The organism is Pseudomonas sp. TKO26, assembly GCF_003225665.1.
In the GTDB taxonomy this organism is placed as follows: Bacteria; Pseudomonadota; Gammaproteobacteria; order Pseudomonadales; family Pseudomonadaceae; genus Aquipseudomonas; species Aquipseudomonas saponiphila.
Genome location: NZ_QKLN01000011.1, coordinates 137,311 through 153,331, shown reverse-complemented (window position 1 = coordinate 153,331; position 16,021 = coordinate 137,311). Strand labels below are relative to the sequence as shown.

The 16,021-nt window shown below is 60.9% G+C and carries 14 protein-coding genes; 6 read left to right on the top strand and 8 right to left on the bottom strand.

Features of this window, described 5'->3' with window-relative positions:
- Positions 1-167: 167 nt before the first annotated feature.
- The 3 genes from betA to betI form a co-directional block, all read right to left on the bottom strand.
- The gene (gene betA, locus DNK59_RS17725; RefSeq protein WP_110724074.1) at positions 168-1,871 is read right to left on the bottom strand and encodes a choline dehydrogenase; all 1,704 of its coding nucleotides are present in this window, start codon (positions 1,869-1,871) and stop codon (positions 168-170) included.
- Between the two features lie 142 nt (positions 1,872-2,013).
- Positions 2,014-3,486, bottom strand: a complete 1,473-nt coding sequence (gene betB / locus DNK59_RS17720; RefSeq protein WP_110724073.1) for a betaine-aldehyde dehydrogenase — start codon at positions 3,484-3,486, stop codon at positions 2,014-2,016.
- An 81-nt stretch (positions 3,487-3,567) separates the two neighbouring features.
- Positions 3,568-4,188: a transcriptional regulator BetI gene (betI, locus tag DNK59_RS17715; RefSeq protein WP_092309001.1), complete on the bottom strand. Its 621-nt coding sequence runs from the start codon at positions 4,186-4,188 to the stop codon at positions 3,568-3,570.
- A gap of 486 nt (positions 4,189-4,674) precedes the next feature.
- Between betI and DNK59_RS17710 the strand changes: the two genes are divergently transcribed.
- Positions 4,675-6,627: a BCCT family transporter gene (locus DNK59_RS17710; protein WP_256596448.1), complete on the top strand. Its 1,953-nt coding sequence runs from the start codon at positions 4,675-4,677 to the stop codon at positions 6,625-6,627.
- A gap of 187 nt (positions 6,628-6,814) precedes the next feature.
- Here the strand turns inward: DNK59_RS17710 and choV are convergent, their stop codons facing one another.
- The 3 genes from choV to DNK59_RS17695 all read right to left on the bottom strand — a co-directional run bounded on the left by choV (position 6,815) and on the right by DNK59_RS17695 (position 9,845).
- Complete coding sequence (gene choV / locus DNK59_RS17705; protein WP_092309004.1) at positions 6,815-7,993, bottom strand: choline ABC transporter ATP-binding protein; 1,179 nt, start codon at positions 7,991-7,993, stop codon at positions 6,815-6,817.
- Positions 7,990-8,835 carry a choline ABC transporter permease subunit gene (gene choW, locus DNK59_RS17700; RefSeq protein WP_060841472.1) on the bottom strand — a complete coding sequence of 282 codons (846 nt, stop codon included), beginning with the start codon at positions 8,833-8,835 and terminating at the stop codon, positions 7,990-7,992. The genes choV and choW overlap by 4 nt, the downstream gene beginning before the upstream one ends.
- Positions 8,836-8,900: 65 nt before the next feature.
- Entirely contained in the window at positions 8,901-9,845 is a 945-nt protein-coding gene (locus DNK59_RS17695; RefSeq protein ID WP_110724071.1) for a choline ABC transporter substrate-binding protein, read from the bottom strand.
- A gap of 427 nt (positions 9,846-10,272) precedes the next feature.
- Between DNK59_RS17695 and DNK59_RS17690 the strand changes: the two genes are divergently transcribed.
- Both DNK59_RS17690 and DNK59_RS17685 read left to right on the top strand, forming a co-directional pair.
- Complete coding sequence (locus DNK59_RS17690; protein ID WP_110724070.1) at positions 10,273-11,649, top strand: L-serine ammonia-lyase; 1,377 nt, start codon at positions 10,273-10,275, stop codon at positions 11,647-11,649.
- Between the two features lie 446 nt (positions 11,650-12,095).
- A complete protein-coding gene (locus DNK59_RS17685) occupies positions 12,096-13,199 on the top strand; it encodes a GlxA family transcriptional regulator (RefSeq protein WP_060841469.1) in 1,104 nt (367 codons plus the stop codon).
- Here DNK59_RS17685 and aac(6') read toward each other — a convergent pair whose 3' ends face one another.
- Both aac(6') and DNK59_RS17675 read right to left on the bottom strand, forming a co-directional pair.
- The gene (gene aac(6') / locus DNK59_RS17680; protein ID WP_092309012.1) at positions 13,200-13,646 is read right to left on the bottom strand and encodes an aminoglycoside 6'-N-acetyltransferase; all 447 of its coding nucleotides are present in this window, start codon (positions 13,644-13,646) and stop codon (positions 13,200-13,202) included.
- Positions 13,647-13,712: 66 nt separating this feature from the next.
- Positions 13,713-13,976 carry a hypothetical protein gene (locus DNK59_RS17675; RefSeq protein WP_016962894.1) on the bottom strand — a complete coding sequence of 88 codons (264 nt, stop codon included), beginning with the start codon at positions 13,974-13,976 and terminating at the stop codon, positions 13,713-13,715.
- Between the two features lie 271 nt (positions 13,977-14,247).
- Between DNK59_RS17675 and DNK59_RS17670 the strand changes: the two genes are divergently transcribed.
- From DNK59_RS17670 to DNK59_RS17665, 3 genes are read left to right on the top strand one after another with little or no spacing between them, the layout of a single operon-like run.
- A complete protein-coding gene (locus DNK59_RS17670) occupies positions 14,248-14,754 on the top strand; it encodes a PAAR domain-containing protein (RefSeq protein ID WP_110724069.1) in 507 nt (168 codons plus the stop codon).
- Positions 14,755-14,764: 10 nt separating this feature from the next.
- Positions 14,765-15,532: a hypothetical protein gene (locus DNK59_RS31675; protein WP_146249912.1), complete on the top strand. Its 768-nt coding sequence runs from the start codon at positions 14,765-14,767 to the stop codon at positions 15,530-15,532.
- 3 nt (positions 15,533-15,535) lie between these two features.
- Positions 15,536-15,964, top strand: a complete 429-nt coding sequence (locus DNK59_RS17665; protein WP_110724068.1) for a DUF4952 domain-containing protein — start codon at positions 15,536-15,538, stop codon at positions 15,962-15,964.
- Positions 15,965-16,021: the final 57 nt, after the last annotated feature.

Below are 16,021 nucleotides of genomic sequence, written 5' to 3'. Positions count from 1 at the left end.
AGCAAGCCGGCTTCTACAGGTGTAGAGGCTGATGGGCTCTGGGGCGAAGGGGATGTGCAAGTTGCAGAACTGTAGCCGCTGCCGAAGGCTGCGATCAAGGATGTCGTTCGGGGGGAGGCGGGGAAGTGAAGAAGGGCGCCGACCCTTGCGGTCGGCGCCCGTGTCGCTTACTGAGCGGTCGCTGTGACGTCGCGCAGAGGCTTGCCACGTACCGGAGCCTCGCCGGCTACGTAGTAGTCGGCCTTGCTGCGGGGCAGCGGCTGACGGCCACGGATCTTGTCGGCGATTTTCTCGGCCATCATGATGGTCGGCGCGTTGAGGTTGCCGGTGGTGATGATCGGCATGATCGAGGCATCCACCACGCGCAGGCCCTGCATGCCGTGCACGCGACCCTGGCCGTCGACTACCGCCATGTCGTCGGTGCCCATCTTGCACGAGCAGGATGGGTGGAACGCGGTCTCGGCGTGCTCGCGGATGAACGTGTCCAGTTGCTCATCGGTTTGCACGTCGATACCCGGGCTGATTTCGCGACCGCGGAAGGCGTCCAGGGCCGGCTGCTGCATGATTTCCCGGGTCAGGCGGATGCCGTCGCGGAATTCCTGCCAGTCCTGCTCGGTGGCCATGTAGTTGAAGAGGATGCTCGGGTGCTGGCGCGGGTCCTTGGACTTGAGCTGCACGCGACCACGGCTCGGCGAGCGCATGGAGCCCATGTGCGCCTGGAAACCGTGCTCTTTCACACCGTTGCTGCCGTTGTAGTTAATCGCCACGGGCAGGAAGTGGTACTGGATGTTCGGCCAGGCGAATTCCGGACGGGTACGGATGAAACCGCCGGCTTCGAACTGGTTGCTGGCGCCGATGCCGGTGCCGTTGAACAGCCACTCGGCACCGATGGCCGGCTGGTTCCACCACAGCAGCGATGGGTACAGCGAGACAGGCTGGGTGCAGGCGTATTGCAGGTACAGCTCCAGGTGGTCCTGCAGGTTCTCGCCGACGCCCGGCAGGTCGTGAACCACCGGGATGTCCAGGCTTTCCAGCAGGGCCCGCGGGCCGACGCCGGAGCGTTGCAGCAGTTGCGGCGAGGCGATGGCGCCGGAGCTGACGATCACTTCCTTGCGGGCGCGGGCTTCCACGCGCTCTTCGGTGCTGCCTTGCAGGTAGCTCACGCCCACGGCGCGCTTGCCCTCGAAGAGGATCTTGTCGGTCAGGGCGTGGGTGACGATGGTCAGGGTCGAACGCTTCTTGGCGATGTCCAGGTAGCCACGGGCAGTGCTGGAGCGACGGCCTTTGGGGGTCACGGTACGGTCCATCGGGCCGAAGCCTTCCTGCTGGTAGCCGTTCAGGTCTTCGGTACGCGGGTAACCGGCCTGCACGCCGGCTTCGACCATGGCGTGGAACAGCGGGTTGTTGCCGGCCTTGGGCGTGGTCACGCTGACCGGGCCTTCGCCACCGTGGTAGTCGTTGGGGCCGATATCACGGGTTTCCGCCTTGCGGAAATACGGTAGGCAATCCAGGTAGGTCCAGTCTTCCAGGCCTGGCAGTTTGGCCCAGCCGTCGTAGTCCATGGCGTTGCCGCGGATGTAGCACATGCCGTTGATCAGCGACGAGCCGCCCAGGCCCTTGCCGCGACCGCACTCCATGCGCCGACCGTCCATGTGTGGCTCCGGGTCGGTTTCGTAGGCCCAGTTGTAGCGCCGTCCTTGCAGAGGGAAGGCCAGTGCCGCGGGCATCTGGGTCCGGAAGTCGAAACGGTAGTCCGGGCCGCCGGCTTCCAGCAGCAGGACGGTGACGCCTTCGTCTTCAGTCAGACGGGTCGCCAGGGTGTTACCGGCCGAGCCGGCACCCACAATGATGTAATCGAATTCTTGGGCCATTGGAGCCTCCGTGGAGAGCTGCAAGCCTCAAGCTTCAAGCTGCAGGGACGGCAGCGAAGCGGGCTTGGCATTGAATGGGGAGCAGGCGGCAAGCCGGGCTGTTGCCTGGGCTTGCCGCTGATAGCTAGCTACTTGCCGCTGCTCAGAATACTGAGCTGTAGTCGCCGAGTTCGACCTGCACCGACTTGATGCGGGTGAAGTTGTTCAGCGAGCTGATGCCGTTCTCACGGCCAACACCCGACTGCTTGTAGCCGCCAACCGGCATCTTGGCGTCGGACTCGCCCCAGGCGTTGATCCAGCAGATACCGGCTTCGAGCTGATGAATCACGCGGTGGGCGCGGTTCAGATCCTTGGTGACGATACCGGCGGCCAGGCCGAAGTCGGTGTCGTTGGCACGGCGGATCACTTCTTCCTCGGTTTCGTAAGTCAGGATCGCCATCACCGGGCCGAAGATTTCTTCACGGACGATGGTCATGTCGTCGCTGCAGTCGGTGAATACGGTTGGTGCCACGAAGGCACCCTTGGCGAATTCGCCGTCGGTCAGGCGCTCGCCGCCGCACAGTACGCGGGCACCTTCTTCTTTACCCTTGGCGATGTAGCCCAGCACGCTTTCCATGTGCTGGAAGCTGACCAGCGGGCCGAAGTTGGTGTTTTCGTCTTCCGGGTTGCCGATACGGATGCGCGCCACGCGCTCGGCGATCTTGGCTTCGAAAGCGGCTTTCAGGTGGCTCGGTACGAACACGCGAGTGCCGTTGGTGCAGACCTGACCGGAGCTGTAGAAGTTGGCCATCATCGCGGTGTCGGCGGCACGATCCAGGTCGGCGTCGTCGAAGATGATCAGTGGCGACTTGCCGCCCAATTCCATGGTCACGTCTTTGAGCGACGAGCTGGAAGCGCTGGCCATGACCTTCTTGCCGGTGTCGGTGCCGCCGGTGAAGGAGACTTTCTCGATGCGCGGGTGCTCGGTCAGCCAGGTGCCGACTTCACGGCCGCTGCCGGTCAGGACGTTGAACACGCCGGCCGGTACGCCGGCTTCGGTGTAGATCTCGGCCAGTTTCAGGGTGGTCAGCGAGGTCACTTCGCTGGGCTTGAAGATCATTGCGTTACCGGCGGCCAGGGCTGGCGCGGATTTCCACAGGGCGATCTGGATTGGGTAGTTCCAGGCGCCGATGCCGGCGACCACGCCCAGCGGCTCGCGGCGGGTGTAGACGAAGGACGTGGTGCGCAGCGGGATCTGCTCGCCTTCGATGGCTGGAACCAGGCCAGCGTAGTATTCCAGCACGTCGGCGCCGGTGACGATGTCCACGTACTTGGTTTCGGAGAAGGCCTTGCCGGTGTCCAGGGTTTCCAGAGCGGCCAGTTCGTCATTGCGCTCGCGGAGGATGTCCACGGCGCGACGCAGGATGCGCGAGCGCTCCATGGCGGTCATGGCGGCCCAGATCTTCTGGCCTTTTTCGGCGCTGACCACGGCGCGTTCCACGTCATCAAAGGTCGCACGTTGCACTTGTGCGAGAACTTCACCGTTGGCCGGGTTGATGGCATCGAAGGTAGCGTCGCTGCCGGCATCGGTGTAGCCGCCGTCGATGTAGAGTTTTTGCAGTCCGAAACGGGCCATAGTGTCCTCGCAAGTGCATTAAGTAGTGGGCTTGACCACCGGGCGTGTCCCGAAGTTCAGGGCGCGCTGATCAGTGGCGGTTCAGGGGCCGAGCGTCTCTTTTGTGCTCTGGCGATCCTGCTTAGCCAGTTGTAGATCCATGTATTCGTAAGCGATCCGTATCGCCTGGTCGGTGTCGAATGCATCACCCGACAAGGCACCACGCAGCCACAAACCGTCGATCAAAGCCGCCAGGCCGCGGGCGGCCTTGCGCGCATGGTAGAGCGGCAGGGCACGGCGGAACTGGCAACACAGGTTGGAATACAAGCGGTGGTCGTTGATCCGCTGCAACCTGTGCAAATCGGGCTGGTGCATGCTGGAAGCCCAGAAGGCCAACCAGGTTTTCATTGCCGGGCCGTTCACCTGGCTGGCATCGAAGTTGCCCTCGATGATCACTTTCAGGTGAGCGCGCGGGCTGTCGTCCGTCAGGGCCTGGCGGCGTGCTCTGACGCCTTCGTTGAGCATGCTCATGATGTAACCCATCGTCGCTGCGATCAGGCCGTTCTTGTCCCGAAAGTAGTGACTGATGATGCCGTTCGAAACACCGGCCAAACGGGCGATCAGCGCAATGCTGGCGTCCCCCATTCCGACCTGATCGACCGCTTGCAGCGTGGCTTCGATCAATTGCTGGCGGCGTATGGGTTGCATACCGACCTTGGGCATCTGATACCTCTCCTTAGGCCCGTCGACAGGCGAATCACGCCGCTCGACTTGTGAGCCAGTCTATTTTGTTTTGATTGAACGTTCAATCAACAAAGAATAAGATCTGCGACAAATCGTCGCTGCCTGGGGAGGTTTTCCTACTCGCGGACGGCGGGAAAACGACCTCCGAAATAGCCCAAAACTTACACGTGGCATGGCGTGGACCGGCAAGAGTAAGAACGTGTTGAAGGGGCAGGACGCTCCGGGGAACAGACGACGAGCTGCAGGTTCGTCACTGACCTTGGATGCGGGTGCGCAACGCGGCTTTTGCGGTTTCGGGCTTTTTCGGGGTGTCTTTATATCACCCGACGATCGGCTGCCAACTAACCGATTGGTCGGGTGCGGTGTTGCCTTGTGTCCTTCTCTCGCACTGCCTGGAGCATCTGTGCAATGAGTTCTGCCTCTCTTATAAAGACCCCACCGGAGAAGGTGCGGGTCAACGGTTGGGTGTTCTACACCTCCACCGCGCTGATCCTGTTGTTGACCGCCATTCTGATCATCGCCCCGCAAGAGGCCGGCAGATTGCTGGGCATTGCCCAGGCCTGGTTGTCCCGCAGCTTCGGCTGGTACTACATGGTGGTGATCGCCGCTTACCTGGTGTTCGTGGTGGGCCTGGCGTTCTCCTCCTACGGCAAGCTCAAGCTGGGGACCAAGCAAGACACCCCGGACTTCAGCTACGGCGCCTGGGCCGGGATGCTGTTCTCCTCCGGCATCGGCATCTCGTTGCTGTACTTCGGTGCTTCCGAGCCCCTGGACCACTACTTCAATCCGCCGGAAGGCGTACCCGGCAGCAACCTGGCGGCCCGCCAGGCGCTGCAACTGACCTTCCTGCACTGGGGCCTGCACGGCTGGGCGATCTATGCGCTGGTGGGTTTGGCGGTGGCGTACTTCGCCTACCGGCATAACCAGCCGCTGGCGCTGCGTTCGGCGTTGTATCCGCTGGTGGGCGAGCGCTGGGTCAAGGGCGCGGCCGGTCACGCGGTGGACGGTTTCGGCATGTTCGTGACCCTGCTGGGCCTGGTGACCAACCTGGGGATCGGCTCGATGCAGGTGTCTTCCGGCCTGGAAAACCTGTTCGGCATGGAGCACAGCAATACCAACCTGCTGATCGTGATCATCGTCATGAGCACGGTGGCCACCATCGCCGCAGTGTCCGGCGTGGAAAACGGCATTCGCCGCCTGTCCAACCTGAACATCGTGCTGTTCAGCGGCTTGCTGATCTTCGTGCTGCTGTTCGGCCCGACCCTGCACCTGCTCAACGGCTTCGTGCAGAACATCGGTGACTACCTCAACGGCGTGGTGCTCAAGACCTTCGACCTTTATGTGTATGAAGGCGACAACGCCAAGTCCGACCGCTGGCTGGGCCTGTGGACCCTGTTCTACTGGGCCTGGTGGATTTCCTGGGCGCCATTCGTAGGCATGTTCATTGCGCGTATTTCCCGTGGCCGCACGGTGCGTGAACTGGTGGCCGGCGTGCTGCTGATTCCCCTGGGCTTCACCCTGGCCTGGCTGTCGATCTTCGGCAACTCGGCCCTGGACCTGGTGGTCAACCAGGGCGCGGTGGAACTGGGCAAGACCGCCCTGGAACAACCGTCCATGGCCATCTACCAGCTGCTTGAGCATTACCCGGCGTCGAAGATTGTCATCGGCGTATCGATCTTCGTCGGCTTCGTGCTGTTCCTGACCCCCGCCGACTCCGGCGCGGTGATGATGGCCAACCTGTCCTGCAAGGGTGGCAACGTCGACGAAGACGCCCCGCACTGGCTGCGGATCTTCTGGTCGGTGGTGATCACCCTGGTGACCATCGGCCTGTTGTTCGCCGGTAACTTCGAAGCCATGCAAACCATGGTGGTGCTGGCCGGCCTGCCGTTCTCGGTGGTGTTGATCTTCTTTATGTTCGGCTTGCACAAGGCCATGCGTCAGGACGTGCAGATCGAGCAGGAACAAGCGCAACTGGCCGAGCGTGGTCGTCGCGGCTTCAGCGAACGCCTGAGCCAGCTGGACCTGCAACCGACCCAGTCGGTGGTGCAGCGCTACATGGACAAGCACATCAGCCCGGCCCTGCAGGAAGCCGCCGCGCAACTGCGCAACCTGGGCCATGAGGTGCAGGCCAACCTGGGCAAGTCCAAGAACCTGCTGGGCCTGCGGGTGGAAATGGAGGAGGGCAATCCCTTCGTCTATGAAGTGAGCCTGGACGGCTACCTGGCGGCGCCGAGCGAATCGGCCCAGCCGGAAGGGGCGGACAGCGAAGTGCGCAGCCGTTTCTACCGCGCCGAGGTCTACCTGCACAACGGCAGCCAGGAATATGACCTGATGGGCTTCACCCAGGAGCAGATCACCCGTGATGTGCTCGATCAGTTCGAAAGCCATCGGCAGCTCCTCGGCCGTGTCTATAGCTGAGTGAAGTAACGGACCGCTCCCGAGGGGGCGGCTCCACCCGCTGCAGGAGCCGGCTTGCCGGCGAAGGCGCCGGTAACAGCGCTGCAAGGCTTGAGGGCCTGTTCGCTGGCAAGCCAGCTCCTACAGAAGGGGGTGTGTCGTTAAAGCAAAACGCCGCGATTGCTCGCGGCGTTTTTGTGTCTGCTGCTTAACCCAGGTTCTTGCCGAGCAGCGCGTGGTAGAGCTCGCTGTCGCCAAGGATGCCCACCACTTTCTGGTTGTCGTGGAGCACCAGTTTGTTGCCGGTCTGGTAGCGGATCTGCAGCGCGTCGCGCATGCCGATGTTGGAGTCCACCAGGGTCGGACGTCGGCCCAGCTCTTCCACCGACTGCCCCGGAGCCCAGTTCTGCAGGTCCATGTGCGAGCCGTTGCGCCGCGCGCCCTTGATGGTGTTGCCTTCCGCCAGGTCGAGCCAGGAGTCGCCACCCGGGTCCAGGCACACCGAGCCGTTGACCCGCTTGCAGTTGTCCAGGCTGCGCATCAGGCTGCGCCCGCAGAGCACGTTCAGCGGATTGGTGTGGGCGACGAAGGTGCGCACATAGTCGTCCGCCGGATTGAGCACGATCTCTTCCGGATTGCTGTACTGGATGATCCGTCCGTCTTTCATGATGGCGATGCGGCTCCCCAGCTTCAGGGCTTCGTCCAGGTCATGGCTGACGAAGACGATGGTCTTGCTCAGCTTGCGTTGCAGCTCCAGCAGCTCGTCCTGCAGACCCTGGCGGATCAGTGGGTCGAGGGCCGAGAAGGGTTCGTCCATCAGCAGGATGTCGGCATCCATGGCCAGGGCGCGGGCCAGGCCCACACGCTGCTGCATGCCGCCGGAGAGTTCATCGGGCTTCTTGTTGCGCCATTGGGTCAGGCCCACCAGTTCGAGCTTTTCGTCCACCAGCTTGCGCCGTTCCTTCTCGGGACGGCCCTGCATCTCCAGGCCGAAGCTGATGTTCTCGCGCACCGTCAGCCAGGGCATCAGGGCGAACTTCTGGAACACCATGGCAATGCGCTTGGTGCGCATCATCTTCAGCTCGGCGGGGGTGCAGGAGGCAATATCGATCTGCTTGCCTTCGTGCTCGACGAACAGCTTGCCGCGACTCACGGTGTTGAGGCCGTTGATGCAGCGCAGCAGGCTGGACTTGCCGGAGCCGGACAGGCCCATGAGTACGCAGATCTCGCCTTTCTGGATGTCCAGGCTGGCTTTTTCCACGCCGACGATCTGCCCGGTCTTTTTCAGGATCTCGTTGCGGGTCATGCCCTGGTCCAGCAGCTTGAGTGCTTCGCGAGGGTCCTTGGAGAAGATAACGTCGACGTTATCGAAGCGGATTATGCTCATGCATCACCCCCTACTTTGGCTTCAGGTTGTTTGCAGATTCGGTCGAGCATGATCGCCAGCAACACGATGGCCAGGCCGGCTTCAAAGCCCAGGGCAATGTCGGCGGTATTGAGTGCGTTGACCACCGGTTTGCCCAGGCCGTCGGCGCCGACCAGGGCGGCGATCACCACCATCGACAGCGACAGCATGATGCATTGGGTAATACCGGCGGCGATGCTCGGCATGGCGTGGGGCAGCTCAATGCGCGACAACAACTGACGGCGCGAACAGCCAAAGGCCTTGCCCGCATCCATCAACTCTTGTGGAACATCGCGAATGCCCAGGTAGGTCAGGCGAATCGGCGCGGCGATGGCGAACACCACGGTGGAAATCAGCCCGGGCACCACCCCCAGGCCGAACAGGGTCAGGGTCGGGATCAGGTAGACGAATGTGGGAACGGTCTGCATCAGGTCCAGGACCGGACGCATCATGGTGTAGAACAGTGGCTTGTGCGCTGCGACGATTCCCAGGGGCACGCCGATCAGCACGCAGACCAGGGTGGCAAACAGCACCTGGGCCAGGGTTTCCATGGTTTCCTGCCAGTACCCCAGGTTGAGGATCAGCAGGAACGACAGCACGACGAAAACAGTCAGGCCCCATTTGCGCTGGATCAGGTGCGCCAGCAGGGCGATCAGGCCGATCAGGGCCAGGGGGTTGAACCAGGTCAGCGCGAACGTCACGCCGTGGATCATGGTTTCCAGGGTGGTAGCGATCGCATCGAAGGTGCTGGCACCGTGTTTCGTCAACCACTCTACGAAAGCCGCGATGTACTGGCCCAGGGGGATTTTCTGATCAGTGAGCATGGTATTGAACGTCCGCATGCAAGGAAAAAACAGCCCGGGCGGGCAAGCCCGCCCGGCGTAAGCGATTACTCGGCAAGCTTGGCTTTCACGGCGGCAAGTCCTGGTTTACCGTCGATGGTGGTCACCCCGGCGAGCCAGGTATCGAGCACTTCTGGGTTTTTCTTCAGCCAGGCCTTGGCGGCCGCGTCAGGCTTCATCTTGTCGTCCAGCACGTTGCCCATCAGGGTGCTTTCCATGTTCAGGGTGAACGACAGGTTCTTCAGCAACTGGCCAACGTTGCTGCACTCGCTGGTGTAGCCCTTGCGGGTGTTGGTGTAGATGGTGGCCTGGCCGAAGTTGGGGCCGAAGTACTCGTCGCCCCCGGTCAGGTACTTCATCTTGAAGCGCGTGTTCATCGGGTGCGGTTCCCAGCCCAGGAACACCACCGCGGTGTCGCGTCGCTGAGCGCGCTCGACCTGGGACAGCATGCCCGCTTCGCTGGATTCCACCACCTTGAAGCCGGCGTCCTTGAGGCCGAAGGCGTTCTTGTCGATCATCGTCTGGATGGTGCGGTTGCCGTCGTTGCCCGGCTCGATGCCATAGATCTTGCCGTCCAGCTCCTTCTTGAACTTGACGATGTCGGCGAAGTCTTTCAGGCCCTTGTCATACAGCGACTCGGGAACGGCCAGGGTGTACTTGGCGTTTTCCAGGTTGGCCCGCACGGTTTCCACGGTGCCGGCTTCGCGGTAGGCCTTGATGTCGTTTTCCATGGTCGGCATCCAGTTGCCGAGGAACACGTCCATGTTCTTGCCGTCGGCCAGGGACTTGTAGGTCACCGGCACGGAAATCATCGTGGTCTTGGTCTTGTAGCCCAGGGCGTTGAGCACGACGCTGGTGGTGGCGGTGGTCACGGTGATATCGGTCCAGCCGACATCGGAGAAGTTTACGGTACTGCATTGTTCCGGTTCTGCAGCGTGTGCCAGAAGCGGCAGACTCAGCATGGCGGCCAACAACAACGGGGAACCTTTCATAGGGGGGACTCCTGGATGTTTTTCTGGCGGCGTATGGACCGCGCTTATAAGTGTGGCGGTTGGTGTGCCGGGGACAGCTCTACCACCGAGCCTTGCAATCGAGTCGAGACTGATCATGTACCAGTGAAAAACTGTCGCCTACGGGGTGCGTCGTATCCAGTACAGGGAGGGTCGCATCCAGTGTCGGTGAGGTCGCTTACAGTGTTTCCGGGCATTTTTTCCTGCATCTGCACTGCAAAAAACGCCCAGAACCCGAGCCTCGCGCCAGGCGGCGTTGGTGGGCATGAGTGAGTCGGTGTCAGACGCCGCGAGTGGCTGTAAAAGCCTGATGATGCGCCCTTCTCGGCGGATTGCAGCTTGAGCGTAGCAGCTCCGTCAGAGGGCGTTTTCGACGCCTGGACTGTGCTCATCGAGGAGTTACGCAGTAATGGCTATCAGTGTTTTCGACTTGTTCAAGATCGGCATCGGCCCCTCCAGTTCCCATACCGTCGGCCCCATGCGCGCGGCCGCGCTGTTCGTCCAGGCATTGAAGGAAAGGCACCTGCTGGAGCGGGTGCGGCGGGTCGAGGTGCAGCTGTTCGGCTCGCTGTCGGCCACCGGCATCGGCCATGGCAGCGACAACGCGGTGATCATGGGGCTGATGGGGGAGTGGCCCGACGCGATCGACCCCGCGCTGATCGGTCCGCGCATCCAGCAACTGCGGGAAACCGACACCTTGCTGCTGGACGGACGCCTGCCAGTGCCGTTCGTCTGGGCTCGGGACATGCGCCTGCTGGACGAGAACCTGCCCTTTCACCCCAACGCCATGACCCTGGTGGCCGAGGCTGAAGGCACGGAGCTGTACCGCGATACTTTCTATTCAGTGGGTGGCGGTTTTGTCGTCGACCAGGCCCAGGCCGAGAGCGGCGTGGCGGACCTGGATCGCAGCGAGCTGCCTTATGACTTCTCCAGTGCGGTGGAACTGCTCGATCTGTGCCAGAAGCACAACCTGCGGGTCGCCGAGCTGATGCTGGCCAACGAGAAGGTCTGGCGTTCGGAGGAGGAAATTCGCAGCGGCCTGATGGCGCTCTGGCGTGCCATGCAAGATTGCGTGGAACAGGGGCTCAAGCATGAGGGCATCCTGCCTGGCGGGCTCAATGTGCGTCGGCGGGCGGCCAAGCTGCATCGCAGCCTGCAGGAGTTGAACAAGCCCAATGTGATCGGCTCCACCTTGAGCGCCATGGAGTGGGTCAACCTGTTCGCCCTGGCGGTGAACGAGGAGAACGCCGCCGGTGGACGCATGGTCCCCGCCCCCACCAACGGCGCGGCGGGGATCATTCCGGCGGTGCTGCACTACTTCATGAAATTCAGCGAGGACGTGACCGACGCCAACGTGGTGGACTTCTTTCTCGGCGCGGCGGCCATCGGCATCCTGTGCAAGAAGAACGCCTCGATCTCCGGGGCCGAAGTCGGCTGCCAGGGCGAGGTGGGTTCGGCCTGCGCCATGGCGGCGGCGGGGCTGGCGGAGATCCTTGGCGCGACCCCGGAGCAATTGTGCAACGCCGCGGAAATCGGTCTGGAGCACAACCTCGGCCTGACCTGCGATCCGGTGGGCGGGCTGGTGCAGGTGCCCTGCATCGAGCGCAACGCGATTGCCGCGGTGAAGGCGATCAATGCCGCGCAGATGGCCTTGCGCGGTGACGGCCAGCACTTCATTTCCCTGGACCGGGTGATCCGCACCATGCGCGATACCGGGGCCGACATGCACGACAAGTACAAAGAGACTTCTCGTGGTGGCCTGGCGGTGAGCGCGGTGGAATGCTGAGTCGCCCTCGATGGCTGGCCGGCTGCGAACCAGGGACGCCGGCGCGCGCAAATGGCTCACTCGGGCCGCGGCGCGCCACCTTTTAGCGCGTCGCGAATAGACAAGTTGTCCGGCGCGCCGGCGGACCTGTCCGTTGGTCGGCGCGCTGCGCTTTGAGTGACACTCGCCGGCCTCGGCGCAACGCCTTGGCGGCCCAAGTGCTACCTAACTGCTCACCGTTTTTGTCGGCGCCTGTGCGCCGCACCTTTCGGCGCTTCTTATCCGCACTTTGCCAAGGGCTATATAGACGGCTCGCGACGTCGTTTTCAGGAGTTATTGAATGCCCATTCAACTTTAGGCATGGCAATTGCTCTGTGAATACCAAGCCCGCCTCCGAAGAGTCGCAGGGCACATAAAAAGAGCCTCCGCCTGAGGCCATCACCCGCTTTGTGTGAGGAGATATCGCGATGACGTCGTTCAACTCCGGGGCCCAACCCCAGAACCGTGCGCCTCAATCCATCGGCTTTCTGCTGCTGGACAATTTCACGCTGATTTCCCTGGCCTCCGCAGTCGAACCCCTGCGCATGGCCAACCAACTGTCCGGCCGCGAGCTGTATCGCTGGACCACCCTCAGCGTCGATGGCGGTCAGGTCTGGGCCAGTGACGGTCTGCAGATCACCCCCGACGCCTCCATGCACAAAGCTCCCAGCCTCGACACCGTGATCGTCTGCGGTGGCATCGGCATCCAGCGCACCGTGACCCGCGAACATGTGTCCTGGCTGCAAAGCCAGGCGCGCCAGTCCCGTCGCCTCGGCGCGGTGTGCACCGGCAGCTGGGCCCTGGCATGCGCCGGCCTGCTGGACGGCTTCGATTGCAGCGTGCACTGGGAGTGCCTGGCGTCGATGCAGGAAGCCTTTCCCCGGGTCGCCATGAGCACCCGCCTGTTCACCCTCGACCGCAACCGCTTCACCAGCTCCGGCGGCACCGCGCCGCTGGACATGATGCTGCACCTGATCAGCCGCGATCACGGCCGTGAGTTGTCGGCGGCGATCTCGGAAATGTTCGTCTATGAACGCATCCGCAACGAACAGGATCACCAGCGCGTGCCCCTCAAGCACATGCTCGGCACCAACCAGCCCAAGCTCCAGGAAATCGTCGCGCTGATGGAGGCCAACCTCGAAGAGCCGATCGACCTGGACGAGCTGGCGGTGTACGTCGCCGTGTCCCGGCGTCAGCTGGAGCGGCTGTTCCAGAAATACCTGCACTGTTCGCCGTCGCGCTACTACCTCAAGCTGCGGCTGATTCGCGCCCGGCAGTTGCTCAAGCAGACGCCGATGTCGATCATCGAAGTGGCTTCGGTCTGTGGTTTCGTCTCCACGCCGCACTTCTCCAAGTGCTACCGCGAATACTTCGGCATTCCGCCGCGTGACGAGCGCATCGGCTCCAACACCACCCAACAGGTGGCGATGATGCCGCTGCCGCAAGCCATGGTCCTGGCGCCGCTGTCCGGGCCGCTGTCGGCCCTGAGCCAGGCGCGCAACGAGTCGACCTTCGCCAGCGTGCGCCTGTAGTTACAGGCGCTTCTTGAAATACACCACGCGCTCGGTTTCCTCGAAACCCAGCGCGTGGTGCAGGGTCTGGCTGGGCAGATTGTCCAGGCTGGTATCCGAGGCGATTTCCACACACCCCGCCTGTCGTCCCCATTGGCTGACCTGTTCGATCAGCCGCTGGGCGATGCCCTGGCGCCGATACTCGGGCGCTACATAGATCCCTTCGAGGAACACCACCGGCGAGCTGTCGGTGCCGTTGACGTAGTCGTGGCGCAACGCCGCCTCGGCCAGTCCCACCGCCACCCCGTCTGTCCCATGGGCCAGCCAGCAGCCATAGCGCTGAGGCTCTGCCAGCATCTGGCGGATTTCCGCGAGGTGCTCCTGCGGCGGGCAGTCGGGCCATAGCTCCAGACGCAATTGCAGCCAGCCGGCCTGCTCGCTGACGGCGCCGGGTTGAATGCTGATCATGAGGAAAATGCCTGTGTCGGTCTGGGAAGAGCGGACTCTAGCAACCGACTCAGGCGTTGGGAAAGTTCACGCGCGCTTGTGCTGCAGGTATTCGGCCAGGGCTGGCAGCAACTGACGGTCGATGGCCTGGCGCACTGCCGGCAGAATGGTCGCATTACCGGTGAGCATCTGCTCCACCATGCCCTTGAGCGCCTTGGCCCGCGCGTCGCTCAAGCCCCTTACCGCACATTCGCAAGCCTGCTCGGCGCTGGCGCCTGCGGGCATTTCGAAACCCAGGGCCCGGAGTTGCCCCAGCAGGTCGTCCTGGTCAATCAGATCCGCATGCATCATGACTTTTATCCTTGTTCAGGGAGCGTGGTCGTCAACCGATTCTGGTAGTGCGTCCGGGTGGCGGCAAGGGCAGATTGTCGCGATGGCCCGTTTACCTATGAACAGGTCGTTTTCGGCTAACTCGGTAGTCTGGAGCCTGTCATCGCGCAGCTATGGATCTGACTTGCATTTCAGATTTTTCTTCCTTGTTTGACCTGGCTCCTGGCGGCATAAGAGAGGCGGCAATGATTCAGGCGTTATCGCCGAACGCCATTTTCAAGGAGCAATCATCATGTCAGGGAAGCCCGCCGCTCGTGTCTCCGATCCCACAGCCTGCCCGATTCCCGGGCATGGCGTGAATCCTATAGTCAGTGGATCGCCCGATGTCATTTTCGATGGATTAGCTGTTGCTCGTGAGGGGGATCAGACGGCTTGTGGAGCGGCGCTGACGGGTAACTTGATCAGTAATGTCTTGATCAATGGCCGACCTGTTGCCACTACCGATTCGCTGGGCAGCCACGGCAACGTCGTCATTGGTGGATCGGGAACGGTCATTATCGGGACTACGGTCACTGTTGCTGAATTCACGCCCATCACCCCCGTGGTCATTCAGCAGCGACACAATGCGCAGTTTGAATTACTGGATGCCGATGGCGAACCGGTGCCAGATTTCAAATACAAGGTAGTGACGCCAGACGGCAAGGTATATCGGGGGATTACGGATCACGAGGGATTGACGCAACGGATTTTTACTGATGTCAGCGAATTCCTCCAAATAGAGCCGGATGACGTTGTTTGAGGTGTTGCTTATGAGTCGGATTGTGCTTGCGAATAATGTGCATGCTACTACTCGGGATGTAAGTGCTCGGCAAATAGTAGAAGTAACAACCAAGTATGTGAGGCGGGCGGATGACAAGGGTTGGCTGGGCTTTAGGCCCATGTTTCCCCATGAGGCGAGCTTTGTCTATTTGTGTGAATACACCAAATTGATCATGCTGAAAGTCTCAGGAAGATATACCCATTTTCAAGTGGTGGATGGTAATAGCGGTTTTGTGGGTAAGGAAGTTGCTTTGAGTCATCATAATGTCCCTTTATATCTGTCTGACATTGGGCCAGAAAAAAAAGCAGCAACGATTCGCGTGAAATACGCGAATTTAGAGAAAGAGGTCAGGTCAGAAATCAAGAATTTTGCATTCACTCAGCAGTGGGCCGTGGCTGAGTTTTCAGGAGTCAGCGTAAGGGTTACGCTTAACAGCGTCTGGGGCAGGGAGTTTACGCCCATAGCCCCAGGCAGGCACCGAATCATGGCTCCGGATTTCTCTCACGCGGGAGTTGATACGTCGGGATATAGAGCTGCTTATCCTGGAAGGGTGATTTGCACCGATGTCTGGTTTCCCATTGCCTTGGAAGGTACGGAAACCAACAGCACTCGATATATACATATTGGGCATATCTCAGAAGGGTGTGTAACGCTCTATGAGTTAATAAGGTGGAATGCTTTATATGAGTATCTGATCAATAAGCGTATGCCTGGGCTTCAGGGAAGATTTGTTGGTTATCTAATAGTGGAGCAGTAGCTTATGAGGTCGTTTTTCAGTATTTGTGTGTTTGTATTTCTGTGTCTGTCTTCTCTCGCTGCCTCGGCAGCGGATGAGTGTGGAGATTTTTTGAAGGCGATGGTGGGGGCTTCAGACACTATTGAATATGTTAAGTGCGAGTCGGAGCCGGAGAGGCAAAGTGCGCCTTTGACCGCTCTATATCGGATTAAAGGAAAGGATGCACAAGTAGTAGAACGGTATCTGCATGATAAGTTTGGTGTGAGTGAGTATCTGAAGTTTGTTTGTTGTGTCTGGGAGGTTAGAGGGATGACCTCTTACGAAGATAAGAAGACCGGTATCATGTATCACATTAGAATGAGCTCGGAAGAAACTATCTACAGTAAAAGAGATGACTGGGAGAAGATTGGCTATTTTTATATTACGGTTGTTCGTTTCATGGAAGATGTTTGATCAAACAAGGTTGTAGTTTTTATCTTTGTTCTGCGGAAATTACTGGATGGGTTGCCG